Origin of the sequence: Caryophanon latum (assembly GCF_001700325.1) — a bacterium.
Taxonomy (GTDB): domain Bacteria; phylum Bacillota; class Bacilli; order Bacillales_A; family Planococcaceae; genus Caryophanon; species Caryophanon latum.
In genome coordinates this window covers 35,539-54,705 of the sequence record NZ_MATO01000015.1, presented here as the reverse complement: position 1 = coordinate 54,705, position 19,167 = coordinate 35,539, and the positions used below count along the sequence as shown (strand labels likewise).

Here is a 19,167-nt window from a genome sequence, read left to right as displayed (position 1 = left end):
CATCGCCATTTTTTTATGTTAGCACAGCTGATGTACCGTCGCCGTCTTCCTCTTCCTCAATGTCACCAACAATTTCGGTTAAAATATCCTCCATCGTGACAAGACCGATTGTGACACCTTTTTCGTCCGTTACGAGTGCCATATGCGTGCGTGTTTGCTGCATTTTCAAAAACACATCTTTAATCGACATCGTGCCTTTAAAGCGTGGAATATCATGAATAAATTCATCTACTGCATTGACGCGACCTGCCGCAATATCGGTTAACATTTCCTTCGTATTAATGAAACCTATAAAGCCTGTTACTCCGCTGCCTTGATCAGTTACTGGGTAGCGCGTATATTCCTGCTCGTCGATAATATGCAGCATTTCCTTTAACGGTAAATGCTTCTCAAGTGTAATCATATCCGCGCGGGGAATCATAATTTCACTCAAACTACGCTCATCGAAGGCGAAAATGTTTTCTAAATACGCTAGCTCGGTTTGGTTAATTTCGCCACCTTCATAGCTTTGCGTCACAATAAGCTTTAGCTCATCTTCTGAAAATACCGTATCATGTCCTGCTGGTTTCACACCAAATAGCTTCAGTAATAAACGAGCTGAACCATTTAACGCACGAATGAACGGACGCGTAATCATACCGAACCAATAAAGTGGTGGTGCGAGTAATAGCGTCATTTTTTCTGAGTACTGAATGGCAAGCGTTTTCGGTGCAAGTTCGCCTAATACGACATGTAAAAACGTCACGATAGCTAGTGATAAACTATATGATAATGCCGTTGCAACTGCTTCTGGCACGTCAAAGCGCTCCATTAACGGCTCAAGCATTTTGGCGACAGTCGGTTCACCGAGCGCACCTAAAATTAACGCCGTCACGGTAATGCCGAGCTGACATGCAGATAAATAATAATCTAAATCTTTCGTCACTTTTTTCGCGATGACCGCTTTTTTATTGCCTTCTGAAATGAGCTGGTCGAGACGTGACATACGCACCTTTAAAATCGCAAACTCTGCGCCTACAAAGAACGCGGTAAGAATGATGAAAATTGCTACAAGAATTAAGTTAATAAGTATTATACTGTCCAATGATATCCCTTAAAGGGTTCACCTCCAATAAGTAAAAACGACGTTACAGCTCGTCAATTTCGATGTCGTCGATTTCTTTTTTGTTTACATATTGCTTAAATAAAACTTCCTTCACTTGATGGTTATCCATTGCCGCAATAACCCACGTATGCTCACCATGAATAATTTCACTGCCGACTTCCACTATGTCGATATTTTTATGCTGCATCCAACCACCAATTGTGTCGATATCTTCGCGGTCGTCAAATTCCAAACCGAAGCGATCTTCTAGCTCATCTAAAATAACACGACCACTAACGATATATTCATAATCAGCCGTTTTGCGAATTTCATCAACTTCATCGTCATCAAACTCGTCACGAATTTCACCGACAAGCTCCTCTAATACGTCTTCCATCGTTAAGACACCTGACGTGCCGCCGTATTCATCAATTACGACCGTCATATGCACTTTCGCCTGCTGCATTTTCAGTAGCGCATCTTGAATGCTCGTGACTTCAACGACGTATGGAACGCTGCGCACGTATTCTTCCAAACGCGCTTCCTTATTGCTCACAATATGGCTAAGCAGCTTTTTCGCGTTAACGATGCCAATAATTTTATCTTTATCACCATCTTCTACTACTGGGTAACGCGTATAGTTGTGCTCATCTAAAATATGAATAATTTCCTCATATGCCATATCTTTATCGATGACGATTAAATCTGTTCGAGGTACCATAATGTCTTTAGCAACACGCTCATCGAATGAGAAAACGTTTTCTAAATATTGTAGCTCGGTTTGGTCAATCGCACCGCCTTGGAAGCTTTGCGCCATAATGATTTTTAGCTCTTCCTCCGAATACGCCTGCTCATGCCCTGCTGCTTGTACACCGAAGCCACGAAGCAATAAACGAGATGTGCCGTTTAACGCTTGAATGAACGGATACATCACTTTACCAAACACGTAAAGCGGTGGCGCAAGCATTAACGTCAGCTTTTCTGAAAACTGAATCGCGAGCGTCTTTGGTGCCATTTCGCCAATTACGACGTGTAAATAGCTGACGATCAATAATGAGATAACGTACGCCGATGCAGAAGCAACAGTGTCCGATACGTTCAGCCAATGAAAAATCGGGTACATAAGCTCTTTAACGTACGGCTTTGTAAATGCACCGAGCCCGAGCGCCGTTACGGTAATACCGAGCTGACATGCAGATAAGTAGTAATCTAAATCGGTCGCTACTTTTTTCGCCGTCACCGCTCGTTTATTGCCTTCTAAAATGAGTTGGTCTAAACGCGACGTACGCACTTTGACGACCGCAAACTCCGACGCTACGAAAAACGCCGTTAATGCTAAAAAGATAATTAATAAAATAATGTTTACAATGGTGTTTATGTCCAATCAGTTCCCCTTTAAAATAAGGGATTCACCTCCATAAAAAATTTGGCACACATTACATAAGTAGAACGTGATGCTTCATCGTCTGTTCATTTTGAATTTAGTATACAAACAACGATACTAATTCATTCATCGCCTCTAATAAAATTATATACTTTCCACCTAATTGATAGCAAATATTCACACGTAGTAGATATAAATAGCTTGAAAGAGCATTTCTATTTATTCGTAATATTTTATACACATTGTACAGTTTTTCATACATAAACGCATAAAATTACAATTAATTGGATAGCAAATCGTTTGGTATCACGTCTTACTACGAGTAATTCCACCGTAAGTTTTCCATAAAAAAGCTGCGCTAATCGTCCATTCGACGTTTAGCACAGCTGAACTTACGCTGTCGTTTTAAAAAATGATACTTCCTTTTTTAACGTTGTTGATACGCTATGGAGACGTTGCACGAGCGACATAATTTTTACCATCTCGTACATTTGTGCTTCCGCGTTAGCTGTCATTTCCTCGGCGCTTGCAGTCGACTGCTCCGAAATAGCGGCGACGTTTTGTAAATTCGCGACGACTTTCTCCTTCTCTTGCACGATGTAAGCAAGCTCCTCCATAAACGTTTGAATATGGCGCTCGACTTTATCCATGCAGTGCATTTGTAGCGCGAATGAATCTTTCGTGCTTATAACCGACTTCGTTTGTTGCTTTAAAATCGTTGAATTGTTGTACACAAGCATTTTCGTCTGCGCTGATTCGTGTAAAATGTTGCTCACAATTTGTTGCACGTGCTCCGTTTCACGACGAGACTGCTCTGCTAGCTTGCGAACTTCCTCTGCGACAACCGCAAACCCTTTTCCGTGCTCGCCTGCGCGTGCTGCTTCGATTGACGCGTTTAGCGCAAGCAAGTTCGTCTGCTCCGTAATGCCTTGAATCGACAGCATAACCGCATCGATTAATGAAATGTGCTCGGTTAACGCGTGCATTTGTTGCTCCATTGCGCGGTTGCCGTTGTTCGTCTCCTCATTGTCCGCATGAAGCTGCTCTAGCTGTGCGTTACCGTGCTGCACTTGCTCAACCGATTGCTGCACGCTTTGTAACATGTGCTCTGCTACGCTATATAACTCATCAATTTTCGTGCTAAACGTATTCATCTCGCGGCTCGCTGTATCTAAATGCGTCGCCTGTGTTTGCGCACCGATCGCCACTTCTTGAATAGCCTTTGTCATTTCCTCGCTTGATGCTGACACTGCCTCCATACCGTTGCGCGCTTGCTCGCTTTCTTCCTCTACCTTTTGCGCCTGTTTTGCGACTTGCTGCACGATGCTATGTACTTGCGCGCGCATCGTGTTGTAACTTTTACTAACGAGCCCAATTTCATCGTTTGCTACGCGCGTTTCGTCAATTTCTGTCGTTAAATCGCCGTTTGCTGCCTCGGTTAACGCATGCTCTAGGTGCGCAATTGGCTTTAACTGACGACGAATTGCGATGAACATTACGAGTGCAATTAAGATTGCCATCAACCCTGCTGAAATAGCTGATAGTTGTAACGTAGTGTAAAAGCTCGCCATTACAACCGATAGCGGAATAAACGTTTGCACAATGAATACTTGATGATGCTGTCCGATGTGCGCTGGAATGAATAAACCGTACGCCTCCTCATCAAACGTCGGCGCGTACACGTACATATCGACCTCGTTACCGCTTGCGACTGTGTCGACTACTTGCTGACCATCTGGCACGTAATGAAGCAACGTGTCACCAGCCTCAATTTGTGGGTTGTTCGTATCGACAATAATTTCACCCGTTTCCGTCGTCACGCGCTGAATCGCTCCAGCCGGAATGTTGCGCTCAATAATACTGTTTAAATAATCGGTTGCAACATGCGTCATCGAAACAGCAACGACTTCACCATTTAATACGACGGGGTGCGCAATAGTAATGACGCGCTGCTCCTGTCCGTCTACCGTTACTGTATGCGGCTCGCTAATAACAGGTACGTCGATTGCCATCGCTTCGGCGTACGCTTCTTCAGTCATCGCCACTGTTTCCTCGATTGGCACAATCGTTACGCTGTTTTGCTTCGCTACGAGCTGCGCCGCAAAATAGCCTTGTGCTGTTACGTATTGCTTGTGCGGCTCGCTAATTTGTGCAAAGCGAGACTGCTGCAGCATCATCGAATAGCTAACAACGCCTTCATAATACGGTAGCGTTCGGCTCTTATAGTTTAGTAAAAGCTCCGACGATAAACGATTATCTTCTAGCTGTGCTAACAACAGCTCGCTATCTGCACGCATCGCTGTCATAAGGTTTTCGATATATAGCCCGACTTCAGCTGCTGTTTTTTGCGTCGACTGCGCAATCAGCTGTTCACCTGTTTGTTGCCCTTCTGTATACGCAATGCGATTTGTAATGACATTAAAAATTGTAAATAGCAATAAAAATGAAACGATCATCGTTAACGATAGCTTCATGACAATACTTTTCCTCTTCATCATAAACGTCACCTCTTTTTTCAAGTAAAAAGACCTACGTGCTTTATGTGAGAAAATATAACACGCAGTACAAAAACTGTAAATCATCACATGAATTTGATGCGATTTCACCGTTTTATTATTTTTTTGCGCTACGCTATTTATCATGATGGCGCTTTCTTCACATATATTGCCGACATGTTGCATACTTCATCTTTATGACGATTTCATAAAAATGTATGACAACATGACTCTGTATACGTTCCATCTATATGTCACAGCATATGTACACGAAAATTTTTTCCAAGTCTGTCGATTAGTCGTTCGCGTATTGCGGCTCGCTTTCTTCGGGCTCGGCATAACTTGCAGCATTATTTCCAATTTGTTGCTAAAAACAATAGATTTCATCGTATAAAAAAGCTAATGAACAGACTTCGTTTTAAACAACATATATGCGTTAATGCTAGCTTACAACGGCGCACCGGTTTTCACTGAAACGTTTCAATCTATAGAAATGTGGTTATAAACGAATGAGGAGGTGTTATGATGTGGAAAAAATTCTCAATCCTCATCTTTAATAATAAGACGTGGGTCATTACATTGCAGTACATGCTCATTTCATGCATCATTTTAAGTATTGTCATCTTAATTGACACAGGTACATTATCTGCCGAGCAATACATACCGTCTATTTTTTTAACGAAAGTAGGCTTAGCGACGACGATTTTATCTGCCCTCGCAGGTGCCCTTTTATCAATGACCGTATTTACGTTTTCGACAATTATGACGATCGTCAACTTTTACTCAAGCAACTACACAGCAAGTACGATCGATGATTTCGTTAAATCGGATATTGTCCTTAAAGTACTCGGCATTTTCATCGGTGGCTTCTTCTATGCGGTGACAGCTCTATTATTTATGCGCGAGACGTATGAACACGACTACGTAATTGCAGGCTCTGTCGGCGTCGTGTATGCGCTCGTTTGCGTTGCCTTCTTCGTACGATTCGTGCAGCAAATTTTATACGGCGTCCAAAGCACGAATTTAATTAAAGATATTTTTGAGGAGGCACTCGAGCTTATTCGCGTAGAAGTGCAAGCACGCCAACAGTTTGCGGATACGACGCCACAAGTTGCTGCGCTTGAAGTACCGCTTCGTGCACATGCAACTGGTTATGTTAGTGCGATTCATTACGAGGAGCTCGCTAAAGCGATTCGCCCATTTGATGGCGTCGTAAAAATTCATACGCGCATTGGGCAATTTACGGTAGAGGGGGCTGTCATTGCGACGTTATATGCGGAGAAAGAGCAGGATGAACTTCATACAGGCGACTATTTCGTCATTCAAGATGCAAAAATTCCAGCAATTGATTATAAATACCATACGTCTCAGCTCATTGACATTACGTTAAAAAGTTTACCACCTGGCAAAGCGGACTTAAACAATGCGATTCATTGCATTCGCAAGCTAAGCGTGTTAATGGCGGAGTTGCTACAGGCGGACGGACAATTCGTCTCAGCAGGTAAAGAGGCAAACAACCTCATTTACACCGTACCATCGACGGAAGAGGAGCTCTATTACGCCTACAACCAAATTATACCTGCAGCTGAAAACGAAATTTCGGTCATGCTCGCCTTGTTCGACGGCTTTTATACGATGAAACGCGCCGCCTCGCCACACAACGCAGAGGCAGTGGAGCAATTTGCGACACATGTGTATAAACGGGTTGAACCGAACTTCCGTGACACGCTCGACAAAAAATATTTACAACAAACGTTTGAAAAAATTACCGCTTCGTAAATCGAGCTATAGCAAAAAAGCGTTCTCGGAAAAAACTTTTCCAAGAACGCTTTTTTTGTACCAACTATGACTACACTTTATATTGCTGAAGCGTTTCCTCAAACAGCTTCACAGTCTCTGTTAACTGCTCGCACGTTTCATGTAACTTCTCGACAGTTTGCTGCTGTAAAAGCGACGTGTTGTGTACATCTTGTAAGCTCGTCACAACAACTTCACCAGCAGCAGTGGACTCCGTAATCGAGCGGCTAACATCCTTTGCCGTTTGCTGAATCGTCTCAGTCGTTTGCACAACACTTTGCACATTTTGCATAACGTGATCTGTCTCCACTAAAATGTGAGAAAGCTCCTCGCTAATAGATTGTACTTCCTCAGCGCCTTTCGTTACTTGCGTCGTCGTGCTTTGCATATTCGTTAACACCGTTTCCGTCATTTCCTTGAAGCGATCAATGTGCTGACGAATATCATCTGTTGAATGCTTCGTTTGCTGGGCTAGCTTTTTCACTTCCTCGGCAACGACTGTAAACCCTTTACCGTGCTCGCCTGCTCGTGCTGCTTCGATCGACGCATTCAGTGCAAGCAAGTTCGTTTGATCAGCAACACCTTGAATGACATCGACAATCGCTTCAATGTCGCGGTAACGCTCACCTAACGTTTCAACATCATGAGCAGTCGCTTCAACAGTAGCGCTCATATGCTGTACATTTGTTGAAACAGAGGCGGTATGGTGCGTGCTGCGTTCGATTAATTGCGCCGTTTCATGTAAATGCGTAACCGCTTTTTGTACTTCTGTCGTAATCGTCGTAATTTGCTGCGACATCGTATCCATCGATTGAAGCATGTTTGCTGATAACTTATGCTGATGCTGTACTTGATTGTTGATCATCGTCATGCTATCACCGAGCTGTGCTGTTGACGTTTCAATTGTGTTCGCTACATCGTTCATCGCATCTGTCGCGTTCGTTACGTCCCCACCTACGCGGTACAGCCGCTGAATCATTCCTTTTAACGCTGTAATCGCTAAATGATATGTGCGCCCAAATAACGTAATGCTCGTATTTTTTGATAAGTTTACAGATGCTATCGTATTTTCAGCCGTACGTAAATCACCTTTTTGTAAACTAAACGTCGCTTCACGCATTGAACTAATTGGGGAAAGCAGGTTGTATAAATACAAACCTAAACATGCCATAATGACCGCACTTAACACAACAATTATCGTTAATACAACCGGCATGAGCGCCTCTAATGCCCGCTTTTGAATACTGCTCATCGATACGAGTGAATCATCGACACCGAGCAGCGCAAACACTTCGCCGTTTTTATTTTCAAGCGGTACGTAAGATGAAATTAAATCGCCAAACTCCTCCATATAATCATACTCTGAAAACGAGCCTGCCTTTTCAAACTCGCTAACAATTTTATCGTAATACACACCATCAATTGGCTCACCAATCGCATATGTATCACCTGAATTTAAATCCCCAGCATCGACTAATGTCGTCGCATGCTCTTCACCTTCTTTTGGCGGTCCCGCTACATAAATGTATGTAATCGGATTATGTTCTAACATGAGCGTTAGCTGCTCTTGTAGCTCATAATAAAGAGCATTTTCCTCAGGATTTTTCGCAAGCTGCTCATATGCGGAAACGTCAATATTTTGCACGAGCTCTTGCGCTGTTAATGTTGCTTTTTCCATATAAGAATATTGAACGATCGAATTCGTCGCCCAAATTAACGTTGCTCCAATCACGACAACAAGCACGGTAACAATTGCTACAAAGCCGACTGCAATTCGCGTTAATAATGGATTATTTTTAAAACTCATCTACTCATCTCTTTTCTACCCTTCATCTTCTGTCAATTTTCAGGCTTTTCACAATAACTTAAAGTTGCTTTGCACGACTAGGGAACTCGAGGCTCACGATTCCCATCTCTTTTCAAGCACTTTTTATGCGTCAATCCTAGCTTACGTGATGAACCTATTTTTAATCTAAAAGACTATTTCTATAGTAAACGAATTAATTCGTTAGTTCTACTCATCTTCAAAACAAAAAGCGAATTTTCTTGCATAATATTCATATTTTTGTCATTCATATTGTTTCACCACGACTTTTCTTCATTCATCATAATATTTTGTAAAAATTTCATGTTTATCTTCACATAAAAAAGGTACACATATATCGAGAGCACTTTTAATCTATACAAAGGAGGATTAAAGCTGTTATCAAAAAAATGATGTCCTTCACGATCCGACATTTGAAAACATGAATTACGTACAAAATGGAAATGGTCAAAGTAATGAAAGCTACACGCACCGATTAACAAAACAAACAGCGAAAGTGAGGTGAATTCTGCGCTAAAAACAGGCAGCGACAGCTTATGAAGATGCAAAGCTGCATGCTAGATTAGCGAATATTAGGAAAGAGCATATTCGCTTAATCGGGTATAATCCAATGAATTCATTTGATCACGTTTTTAGTAGCAGGAGTCGTACTATGTCAGAAGAATTACAAAACGTGAACCAGCACATCGAGGATTTATCGGCCGAGGAAAAGGAAGCGATTTTGAACGACTTTAACGATTTCAAAAATTACTTAAACGAACAGCTGTCAAAAGGTAAAAAGCTCGGGCTTAGCGATGAATTTTTAGCAAAAAGCGCCAAGTTTGTAGCCGATCACTTAGCAAAAAATGAGGAGCCACGTAACCGCGAGCAAAAGCTACTGCAAGAAATGTGGAACGTAGCCGATGAGGATGCGAAAAAGCATATCGCGCTCGTGCTCGTAAAAATGGTACAAACATAAACAATTGATAAAGCTTTTATACTTCGGTGTAAAAGCTTTTTTTCACGCTTTCTGTCTCGTTCGTGGTATACTTGAACGTACGGCATCGTATAAGACGATGATAAGGAGAGAAAACATGAAAAATTTCAAACAAGAATTACCAGAAAACTTTAACGAACTGAAAAAATCAATTAATCGCACAGCGAACTGGGAAGAGCGTCTACAAGCGGTTAAAGAGCTTAGCGCCTACAAAACAGACGAAACGATTAAAATGCTACAATACACAGCGAAAGCCGACTTAGTAACAAAAGTGCGCGAAGCAGCGGCAAAAGCATTAAAAGCAATGGGCGAAAACGTACCAGCATATGAAGCTCCTAAAGGCGACTTAATAAAAGACGTGAAAAAAGTATTCGTCCGTGTGAAGAAAAGCTTACCTGCTGATCACACAGTAGAAGACTTCAAAGTGAAGCTTGGCAAAATGCGCAGCGACATTTACAACACATATGAAGGCGAAATGGGCACAAAATTCGACGCATGGGTTGAAGAACTTTGGGCAAAAACAGCTACACGTAAATAATGCATGCAAAAAGGCGATGAAACAGTTAATTGTTTCACCGCCTTTTTTTATGATGCTCGTTCGTTTAAACGAGGCAACTTAAAAATCGATTGCCTCGTTTCTTTACATTTCTTCAAACTGTGCACTTACAACAATACCAACGACCGCAAAGATAACGAGCACACTCATCATAATCGATGCACCTAGCTGTAAACTAATAAGTACCGATGCAATTGTCGAACCGATGTAACGAAACGTTGAATAAATGCCTGATGCGACACCTGATGCAGATTTGTCAACATCGCTTAATGACGCTGCCTGCATCGATGGAACGCCGATACCAAGCCCGATGCCTGCTACAAATAAAATGACGTGCAGCACGAGGAGCGAACTGTTCGTTATTAGTAAGAAGTAGCTACACATCGCTAATGCAGTAATAATAAACGCTAATGTAATCGTTCGCTTTCGCCCGATGGATCCCTCGAACTTACCACCGATCCACGAGAAAATCGAAATTGCTACTGAAAACGTAAATAGCGCCGCACCAATTTGCGTTAATGTAAACCGCTCGTCAATTACGAGCAACGTCGGCATTAACAACAGTGTGCCATACATAACACCGTTGTTTAATAAAATCGACATGTTCGCCGCACGGAAATTGCGCTTACGAAATAGCTGAAAATCAATAAGTGGTGCTTCAATGCGCTGCTCATATCGCACAAATGCAATGGCACCCACAATAACAATTAGCCATAGCACAACGTTCGTATAATTTTGCTGCGTGACGATGAGCACGATGCTACTTAACGTAATGGCAAATAAGCTTGAACCAATTAAATCGAGCTTCGCCTGCTTTTGCACCTCAACATGCGGCACGTAACGCATCGCCGCCATAAACGCTACAACTAAAATTGGTACGTTTACCGCAAATGTTGCATGCCAGCTCCACTGCTCAATTAACAGCGCACCGAGCAACGGACCGATTGCCGCACCGAGTGACATGGAAAATCCGAATATGCCAAACGTTTGCACTAGCTTCTCTTTCGGTGTGATGTATCGCAGCATTGCTGTTGCATTCGGTGTAATGAGCGCACCTCCAAACGCCTGCACAGCGCGACCGATTAATAGCGTGATGAAATTTGAAGCGAGCATACATACAATCGATGCAACTAAAAATAGCACGATGCCAACTAAAAAAATGCGTCGATTGCCGTACAAGTCGCCAATTTTCCCAGCGAGCGGCTGTGCAACGGTCATGACGATTAAATAAATTGTCACAACCCACGTAATGCTGCTCATGCTCATATTCATCGACGTCGCAACGCTTTGTAAGCCGACTGACACCATCGTTGAGTTAATCGGAACAATAAAAGTGCCGAGTAATATTGCAACGATGGCGATCGTGCTTTTATTGCTGAACAATATAAACGACTCCGTTAGTTCCGTCTACCTTTACAACATCGCCGTCCTTTAACAATGACGTACCAACTTTTGTACCGAGCACTGCTGGTAATTTATATTCGCGTGCGACTGTACCTGCGTGCGATAAAATTCCACCTGCATCTGTAATAACCGCACCTGCGATTGAAAATAACACTGTCCAAGGTGGTAACGTCGTTTTACATACGAGCACGTCGCCTTCTGTTACTTTTGCGAAGTCTTGTTGGTCGCGCACGATACGCACAATACCTGTATGCTCACCTTTAGATGCAGCGTAACCTTTGAAGCTTTTTTCTACTTCATTGACTTCTGCTGCCTTCGTACCGAAAATACGCTCAATAACTGGCGCTGCCTCTTCCTGTGGAGGTGTACCGTAGTTTGCTGGAATGTCTTTTTTGCCGTCCTCTTCGACCATTGCTCGACGCTGTGCAACAAGTTCTGCTTTATTCGTTGGTGCATCAAGTAGTTCCACTAGTTCGTCTAAATAGAAGTAGAAAATGTCACTGTCGTTTTCGATCACATTCGCTTCAACAAGTAGCGCACCGATTGCTAGCAATAAGAGGCGTGATTTTGACGGTAGCATCGCATCGATGTAAAAATGGTGATCTTCGTCAACTCCCCAATATTGTAGTGCCCATTCATGCACTTGCATAAACGCCGCCTTTTGTGGGCTATCCTCATACTTCTCAAGTAAGCTCGCCACTTTTTCTTCACGTATTGCTACAACGTTCGCAAACTCTTCATCAAAGTTATACTCTTTCGTTAAATATTCAGCGATAACCTCGAAAATGTATTCGTTATTTTCAATCCACGTTTCGTCTGAAAACTCATGAGATTTCGCGATGCGCCAGCCGTATTGCTGCACAACTGCATGCATATCTTGTAAAAATGCGATGCCCTCTGCTGTTTGCTTTAGCGCCTCTTCAAGCTGTGGTAATGCATTGGCGTCAAATGCAGCACGCAGCACGTCCGATGCTTTTACAGCGTCTGCTAATTGCCATACAGCGCGGTCTGTTTCAAGCGACTTGTTCATCACACCTTCAACGAAATCGTACACAATTGTCACATTGTCGTCGCCGGTTAATTGCTTATATGCGTCCTCTAACGCAAGTCCAAGTGAACCACGTGGCATAACGACCTCGAAATGAATTTCCCATGCGCGCTTATAAAATGCATACAGCTCAAGTAATATATCTTTCGCCGTTTCAAGCGTTACACCTTGCTCGCGGTAGCCGTCCATTTTTTCATATTGTGGCAATAGCTCATTATGAATGTAGCCCCAGAAAATTTCACTTAGCTTCGGGAAGCGCTCACCATCTGCTGCAATGTTTTCTTGAATGCGTGCCATAACGTCACCTTCATACGGACGTGTGCATTGGTAGTAATGAGAATCTTTAATTTTAATATGGAATTGGTGAATCGGTAGCTTTAAAGTTTCATATGCCTTTAACGTTCCCTCTGTCACAGCTGGTGCCATGTAAGACGCAAATAGCGGTGTTAACGTATCTGGTAAATGCAGCTCATCTAAAAACCAAAAGCTGTTTTCAATATCGTTGTCGTTTAATAATAATTCATCGCGAAAATTTTGTAGTTGTACCATTTGTATGCTCCTTTTATGCTGTTACTGGTCTTGATTGTAATACGTATACTTGCTCATTTTTTACTGCAAATTCGATATCAACCGGATATTGATAAAACGCTTCAAGTAATACGGTCATGTCCGCTAGCTGTAACACCGCTTCATCACGTAAACAAAAAACATCGCTCTCTTCCTCTGTTAACGTTATTTCTACAAGCCCATCGTCCGTGCCGATTATTTTCATTTCCTTCAAGCCTAAATCACGTTCAATTGCTTTTGTCTCTTTATGTACAATGAATGTGTCTGGTGTGACCATACCTGATACAACTGCCTCACCTAATCCGTAGCTCGCATTAATAATTAGTTCGTCTTTACTTTCTGTAATCGGATTCATACTAAAAATAACACCCGACACATCTGGTTCTACCATTTGCTGCACGAGTACTCCCATCGGAAATGCATCAAGCGAAATGTTTTGCTGCTGCGCATAGCTCGCTGCATGCGCTGAAAATACCGATTGCCAGCAAGCTTTCACAGCCTGCACTAATCCTTGTTGCTGCACATTTAAAATCGTGTCATATTGCCCGGCAAATGACGCATCTTCTAAATCCTCCGCTGATGACGATGAGCGCACCGCTACATGTAACGTGTCATCACCTGTTAACTGCTGCAGTTTCGCAAACGCATCCATTATTTCGGCGATCATTTCCTCTGGCAGCGCTGCGTCATGAAATGCTTGTTCAAACGATGCATCACTGCTATGTAGATCATTGACACGCATAAACGCTTGCAATGCAGATGCTTTAATGACGAAACCATTTGGAATAGTAACCGCTTGATCGATAATGTTCGATAAATGCATCGCTTTTGAGCCTATTTGCTCAATCGGCTCATGAATTGCATCACGTAGAAAAACTGTATACACAAAATAACCTCTTTCCACCATATATATAATCACAACCACTCCATATTAACTACATACTGAATAGTAATCAACATCTTTTAAATTAAAAACTTTTTTAAAAATAAACTCATATACCTACAAACGATATATTTATATTAAAAAAATATGTTATTGATCGTTCTTTCATTACGGCGGATACTTTTCCCGTTGGAGTCCGCCTCTCGTTTCAAGCAACCTTTATGCAACAACCATAACTTACGGTGATGAACGATATTTTATTGACAAGCGTATTATTTCAAGCACGCTTCATATGCCATGCTTTTTTTCAGTCATAAACCTCACTATGACAAACAGAGCAAAAAATTGCACACATTATCGAATCTGCTACAATTAAATTAATACATAGTAGGAGGTTTTGTTATGACGAAAAATATTTTAATTACCGGTGCGGCAACAGGGTTAGGTCGCGCTACTGTACTGAAGCTCGCTGAAAATGGTCACAACATTGCGGTCGTTGATTTCAACGTTGAAGAAGGCGAAAAAACGGTTGCCCTTGCGAAAGAAGCTGGCGCGAATGCATTGTTCATTCAGGCAGATGTGTCAAACGAGGAAAACGTTCAAAACTACGTTGCAAAAACGATCGAAGCGTTCGGCACAATTGATGTATTTTTCAACAATGCCGGCTTAATGATTCCATTTCGCTTACTGCATGAGTACGATGAAAACGAGTACGACCGCATTATGAACGTTAACGTAAAAGGCGCGTTTTTCGGCGTGAAGTATGTCATTTCTCATATGCTTGAAAATGGCGGTGGCACAATCGTTAATACGGTATCGTCTAACTCATTTAAGCCAACTGCATACAACGGTGTGTACTCGATGTCAAAGCACGCGTTAAACGGCTTAACGAAATCAATCGGGCAAGACTACCACGACAAAAACATTTTCGCTGTCGGTGTTGCACCGAACAACATGTTAACGTCGATTTCGAAAAATGCAGCGGTGACGTACACAGAGGAAATCGGTAAGGCGATTCATGCGACGACGCCACCGAATATCGCCGCAACAGCGGAGGAAGTAGCGGAGGCGATGATCTTTGCGATGAACAACGGCAAAATGCTGACAGGCTCGACAATTAATTGCGCAGGCGGTCAAATTTTATTATAAAACGACAAAAAACAAGCGACGCGGTGAATGATTCGCGTCGCTTGTTTTTGTTAAAACTTTAAAATCTTTTTCATCGCTTGGTAACGATCGGTCACGTCTAGCTTTTTATAAATGTTCGTAATATGATTTTTCACTGTGTGGGCGCTAATATGCAGCTTCTCGGCAATTTCTTGATTGCTATATCCTTCGACGAGAAGCATGAGCACTTCATTTTCGCGGTGTGTAATTTGAAATACATCGGTAATGGCAATAAGTTCTTGAAACTTCAGTTGGAACGCGCTCTTCGTCGTTTTATGAAGCAAGTTGACATTGTTAACCTCTTCTAATGCTAATTGTAATGCTTCCTCTTCTTTAGGCGTATGCTTTAATGTGGCAAAGCGATTGTTGCCGATTATTTCTCGGTCGAGGAAGGCGATGACTTTTTGCTCAAATGTCGCTAACTCCGCGCTTTCGCTTATTGGTGGTAAATGTTGAACGTACTGCTGTAAAAACGAATGTGAATACGGCAATATTTTGCAAACATCGCACAAATATTCATATGTTTGTTCATCAAACAGCTCTTTATTATATAAATTGGTCACGAGCTCAATAGCGGTCGTTGCGTTGTCATAGCTTGCTTTATTCAGTTCCTTCATCGCTTTGTAATAATAGTCTACAGCAGATTTTTCGACTTCCGTATGCTTCGCTGCACCGGCGAGCTGAAACAATTTCAGCACAGACGTAATCATGGCAACCTCATCATATAAAAATTCACTTTCTGCAAAATAAATCGTATATGTCCCAACATCCTGTAAGTAAAAATGTAAGTAATGAGGCGTCTGTTCAATGAAATAAGGCTTCTTCATTTTTACCGCTTTAAACATTTGATGCTGAGCGCGCATTTGCTCATCAATTGTGTTTAATGTAACGACCGTTTGATTACACATCGTCACACAGCACGCAAGACCTCCATTTAATACGCTACAAAAATTTAATAAGTGCATCGCCATTTTTTTATCATGTGGATTTTCGTTCACAAGCTCCACAAAGTTGAGCCACTCCATAAAAATCATACGGTCTTTTTTCAAACTGGCAATCTCAACATCAACTTTATTTTTTTGTGTCATTAAAAGAATCATATTGTTTAATATTTCAACATCTGTTGTATGCAATTTCCCCTCCGTAAACATGCCGCCAAAAATTATTGTGTCGATCTCATTTTCGTCAATTAACGGAATGCCATACAATTGCTCCGGATAAATTTTATGCCTCGTAAAAAACTCTGGGTAGACGCTCTCCTGTCGCTTTTCCCAAAAAAAGCGGCTCTTCTTTAAAAACGCCTGCCCGAGTAAACCTTCTCCATAATAAAATTGCTCTCCGCACATAATGTCCATACCTTTACCTAAAACGAACCGAATTTCATATGTATTATTCACCTTTTTTTGCGCAAAGCCGATGAAATCAACATTACTTAACGTATACAACTTCTCAACAATTTTCATTAATAGCTGTTCTGTCGTTAAGTTTTGCATCGAAACATCGTCAAATAAATAGAAGACGTTTTTCATGTCCTTTGAGATGACTAAATTTTCTTCTTGTTCGTGCTTAAGCATGAATACATATAATAAATTATGCAAACAGTCCATCATATAAGGGATGTCTGTGCTATGCTTTGATTGATAATGCTCGTTTTGTTGCATACTTTCCGTTAATGTATACTTACCTGCAATAAGTATGTATGTACATTGCTGCAACGTAAACGGCTGCGATAATAAATAAAACGTTTCTACTTGGTCAGATTGCGTCGTAGCAGAAACGATCATTGGATATTTCAAATCACTACTTAGCGCTAAACACATTGTGACATCACGCTTCGGTAAAGCGGAGAAACGATTTGCCTCATAAATAATTTGTCCATCTGTTGATACTAAGGCGATTGGTAAATCAATATGCTCTGAATATGCCGTGATTAAATCTTGTACTATGTGCATGTCGTTCACCCTTTAATATTGATTCATCTAGATTACACGCTTCAATGGGCACATGTACCAAAAATTTTTAAAGCCGTAACCTATAACTAAATTTTAACATTTAGCGCGGGTTAAATGAATCAATTTATATAAACATGTAAAAGGTGAAAGTTTCTAACAATATAACGTACATGATGCGAGTTATATGTTTAATTCGTTTAAAATAGCTGAAAACACTTCATTAATCGGCACTTGTACATCCGCATAGCCTGCATGCGCGACGACTTTTGGCATGCCGTAAACGACGCAGCTTTCCTCCGCCTCGACAATGACGCGACCACCGTAGCGCTTCACTTCTTGACAGCCTCGTAATCCGTCGTCTCCCATACCGGTTAAAATGACGCTAACTAATCCGTTTTTTACCGATGATGCAATCGATAATAGTGCAACATCAATTGACGGATGATAGAGCGTTTCAACCTCGGTTTTGTCATGTAGCTTTACTGTAAACGAGCCGCCTTTATTACGCAAAATCGACGACTGTAAACCAGCTGGCGCAATGTATACGACGCCGCGCTGCAGCACTTCATGATCCTCCGCTTCCTTCACGGTAATAGCACACGAGTGGTTAAAACGCGTCGCAAGAGACTTCGTAAACCCAGGCGGCATGTGCTGAATAATAAATACAGGCACCGGAAAATGCGGCTCCATTTGCTGAATGACTTTTTGTAGTGCTGTAGGACCACCTGTTGATGCACCAATGATGAGCAACTCCATATCGCTTTCAACATGCGGCTCCTCTACTATAATTGTTTCTTCCTCCAATACGGGCTGACGTAGCTTCACTTTCATCGCTTTCGTTAAGCGCTCATGAAATTCACTTAGCTCCTGCTCCTCAAATACGTATTTCTTCAATAAAAAATCGACCGCACCGTACTGCATCGCCGCTTCCTGTTGCGCGCGTTCATTCGCAATGACAATGACCGCAACAGGATTACGCTCCATAATGTGCTGCACTGCCTCAATGCCGTTCATTTCTGGCATTTCCACGTCCATCGTCACAAGTGCGGGGCGTAATGTCTTTATTTTTTCTAATGCGTCGATGCCGTTTCTTGCTTTCCCGATTACGTAAAATTCAGGATGTGATTCAATGAGTGCGCTAATCGATTTTCGCATTAGTGCTGAATCATCTACTACTAAGACGCCGTATGTTTTCATCATTTATTCCTTCCGATAATAGAATGTACCACTATCGTTTATTAGTTCAAAGCCTATTTCTTTCATGTTCGGAATCATTTCTGCATGCCCTAAAAATAGGTAGCCGCCTTTATTTAATATTTTATGAAATGACGTAATGACTTGCTTCGTCGTCGCCTCGTCAAAATAAATGAGCACGTTGCGACAAAAAATAATGTCGTATGCTAGGTGTGCTGCATACATGCGCGGATTCGTTAAATTGATCGCACTAAATTCCACAAGCTCGCGTATTTCTTTTTTTAGCGTTAAGCTGGCGTCGTGCTCATCGAAATATTTTTGTATCCAATACGGCTCGATGCGGCGAAACGATAGCGATTTTTTCGCGTATGTTGCTTGCTGTGCAAATTGCAGCACCGTCGTATTAATATCTGAACCGGTAATCGTAATGCGCTCTTTCGCATAGAGACCTATATTCGCCGCAAGCATCGCTAACGTGTACGGCTCCTCCCCTGTTGAACAAGCTGCACTCCAAACGTTAATCGTGCCTTTCTTTTTTCGCTGCAACTCTGGCAATAGCTTTTGCTCGTACACATGTAGCTGGCGTTCCTCACGAAAGAAGTACGTTTCGTTAATCGTAATCACCTCGACTAATGCGTCCATTTCGCGTCGACTGCTCTCAAGTAGGCGCATATATTCGTCAATGCTACTAAGCTGCAACGTCTTTAAACGACGCGTAATTTTCATTTCAAACGTCATTAAATTTGATGTATAATCCATGCCACAAAACTCATAAACTGTTTGCGCTAAATGTTTTAAAGATTGCTGTGTAATCACGTATTCAAACACTCCATTT

General features: G+C 41.9%; 14 protein-coding genes. 4 read left to right on the top strand and 10 right to left on the bottom strand.

The annotated features are described in order from the left end of the window. Positions 1-13: 13 nt before the first annotated feature. The 3 genes from A6K76_RS04050 to A6K76_RS04040 all read right to left on the bottom strand — a co-directional run bounded on the left by A6K76_RS04050 (position 14) and on the right by A6K76_RS04040 (position 4,966). Positions 14-1,084 carry a hemolysin family protein gene (locus tag A6K76_RS04050; RefSeq protein WP_066462360.1) on the bottom strand — a complete coding sequence of 357 codons (1,071 nt, stop codon included), beginning with the start codon at positions 1,082-1,084 and terminating at the stop codon, positions 14-16. A 43-nt stretch (positions 1,085-1,127) separates the two neighbouring features. Beyond that, positions 1,128-2,468 carry a hemolysin family protein gene (locus A6K76_RS04045; RefSeq protein ID WP_066462359.1) on the bottom strand — a complete coding sequence of 447 codons (1,341 nt, stop codon included), beginning with the start codon at positions 2,466-2,468 and terminating at the stop codon, positions 1,128-1,130. A 392-nt stretch (positions 2,469-2,860) separates the two neighbouring features. Continuing rightward, on the bottom strand, positions 2,861-4,966 hold the full coding sequence (locus tag A6K76_RS04040) for a methyl-accepting chemotaxis protein (protein WP_169817981.1): 2,106 nt from the start codon (positions 4,964-4,966) through the stop codon (positions 2,861-2,863). A 522-nt stretch (positions 4,967-5,488) separates the two neighbouring features. Between A6K76_RS04040 and A6K76_RS04035 the strand changes: the two genes are divergently transcribed. Then, positions 5,489-6,742 carry a DUF2254 domain-containing protein gene (locus tag A6K76_RS04035; protein ID WP_066462354.1) on the top strand — a complete coding sequence of 418 codons (1,254 nt, stop codon included), beginning with the start codon at positions 5,489-5,491 and terminating at the stop codon, positions 6,740-6,742. 70 nt (positions 6,743-6,812) lie between these two features. On the opposite strand, the gene A6K76_RS04030 is transcribed toward A6K76_RS04035, so the two are convergent. Further along, positions 6,813-8,567, bottom strand: coding sequence for a methyl-accepting chemotaxis protein (locus tag A6K76_RS04030; protein WP_066462352.1), 1,755 nt, complete (start codon positions 8,565-8,567; stop codon positions 6,813-6,815). 670 nt (positions 8,568-9,237) lie between these two features. Between A6K76_RS04030 and A6K76_RS04025 the strand changes: the two genes are divergently transcribed. Together A6K76_RS04025 and A6K76_RS04020 are read left to right on the top strand one after the other, a co-directional pair. Beyond that, positions 9,238-9,543, top strand: a complete 306-nt coding sequence (locus A6K76_RS04025) for a DUF3243 domain-containing protein (protein WP_066462350.1) — start codon at positions 9,238-9,240, stop codon at positions 9,541-9,543. A gap of 115 nt (positions 9,544-9,658) precedes the next feature. After that, positions 9,659-10,099, top strand: coding sequence for a HEAT repeat domain-containing protein (locus tag A6K76_RS04020; RefSeq protein ID WP_211271732.1), 441 nt, complete (start codon positions 9,659-9,661; stop codon positions 10,097-10,099). A 102-nt stretch (positions 10,100-10,201) separates the two neighbouring features. On the opposite strand, the gene A6K76_RS04015 is transcribed toward A6K76_RS04020, so the two are convergent. Genes A6K76_RS04015 through A6K76_RS04005 form a run of 3 tightly spaced genes read right to left on the bottom strand, consistent with a single transcriptional unit; the run spans position 10,202 to position 14,022 of the window. Beyond that, complete coding sequence (locus tag A6K76_RS04015; protein ID WP_083995273.1) at positions 10,202-11,500, bottom strand: MFS transporter; 1,299 nt, start codon at positions 11,498-11,500, stop codon at positions 10,202-10,204. Beyond that, the gene (locus tag A6K76_RS04010; RefSeq protein WP_066462346.1) at positions 11,487-13,118 is read right to left on the bottom strand and encodes a PEP-utilizing enzyme; all 1,632 of its coding nucleotides are present in this window, start codon (positions 13,116-13,118) and stop codon (positions 11,487-11,489) included. Before A6K76_RS04010 ends, A6K76_RS04015 begins: the two co-directional genes overlap by 14 nt. 13 nt (positions 13,119-13,131) lie before the next feature. Beyond that, a complete protein-coding gene (locus A6K76_RS04005; protein ID WP_066462344.1) occupies positions 13,132-14,022 on the bottom strand; it encodes a PEP/pyruvate-binding domain-containing protein in 891 nt (296 codons plus the stop codon). Between the two features lie 399 nt (positions 14,023-14,421). Between A6K76_RS04005 and A6K76_RS04000 the strand changes: the two genes are divergently transcribed. Next, complete coding sequence (locus A6K76_RS04000) at positions 14,422-15,168, top strand: SDR family NAD(P)-dependent oxidoreductase (RefSeq protein WP_066462339.1); 747 nt, start codon at positions 14,422-14,424, stop codon at positions 15,166-15,168. Positions 15,169-15,218: 50 nt separating this feature from the next. On the opposite strand, the gene A6K76_RS16895 is transcribed toward A6K76_RS04000, so the two are convergent. The 3 genes from A6K76_RS16895 to A6K76_RS03985 form a co-directional block, all read right to left on the bottom strand. Then, positions 15,219-17,138: a helix-turn-helix transcriptional regulator gene (locus tag A6K76_RS16895; RefSeq protein WP_066462337.1), complete on the bottom strand. Its 1,920-nt coding sequence runs from the start codon at positions 17,136-17,138 to the stop codon at positions 15,219-15,221. Between the two features lie 180 nt (positions 17,139-17,318). After that, positions 17,319-18,338 carry a chemotaxis-specific protein-glutamate methyltransferase CheB gene (cheB, locus tag A6K76_RS03990; RefSeq protein WP_211271731.1) on the bottom strand — a complete coding sequence of 340 codons (1,020 nt, stop codon included), beginning with the start codon at positions 18,336-18,338 and terminating at the stop codon, positions 17,319-17,321. After that, the gene (locus A6K76_RS03985) at positions 18,339-19,148 is read right to left on the bottom strand and encodes a CheR family methyltransferase (protein ID WP_083995271.1); all 810 of its coding nucleotides are present in this window, start codon (positions 19,146-19,148) and stop codon (positions 18,339-18,341) included. Positions 19,149-19,167 lie beyond the last annotated feature (19 nt).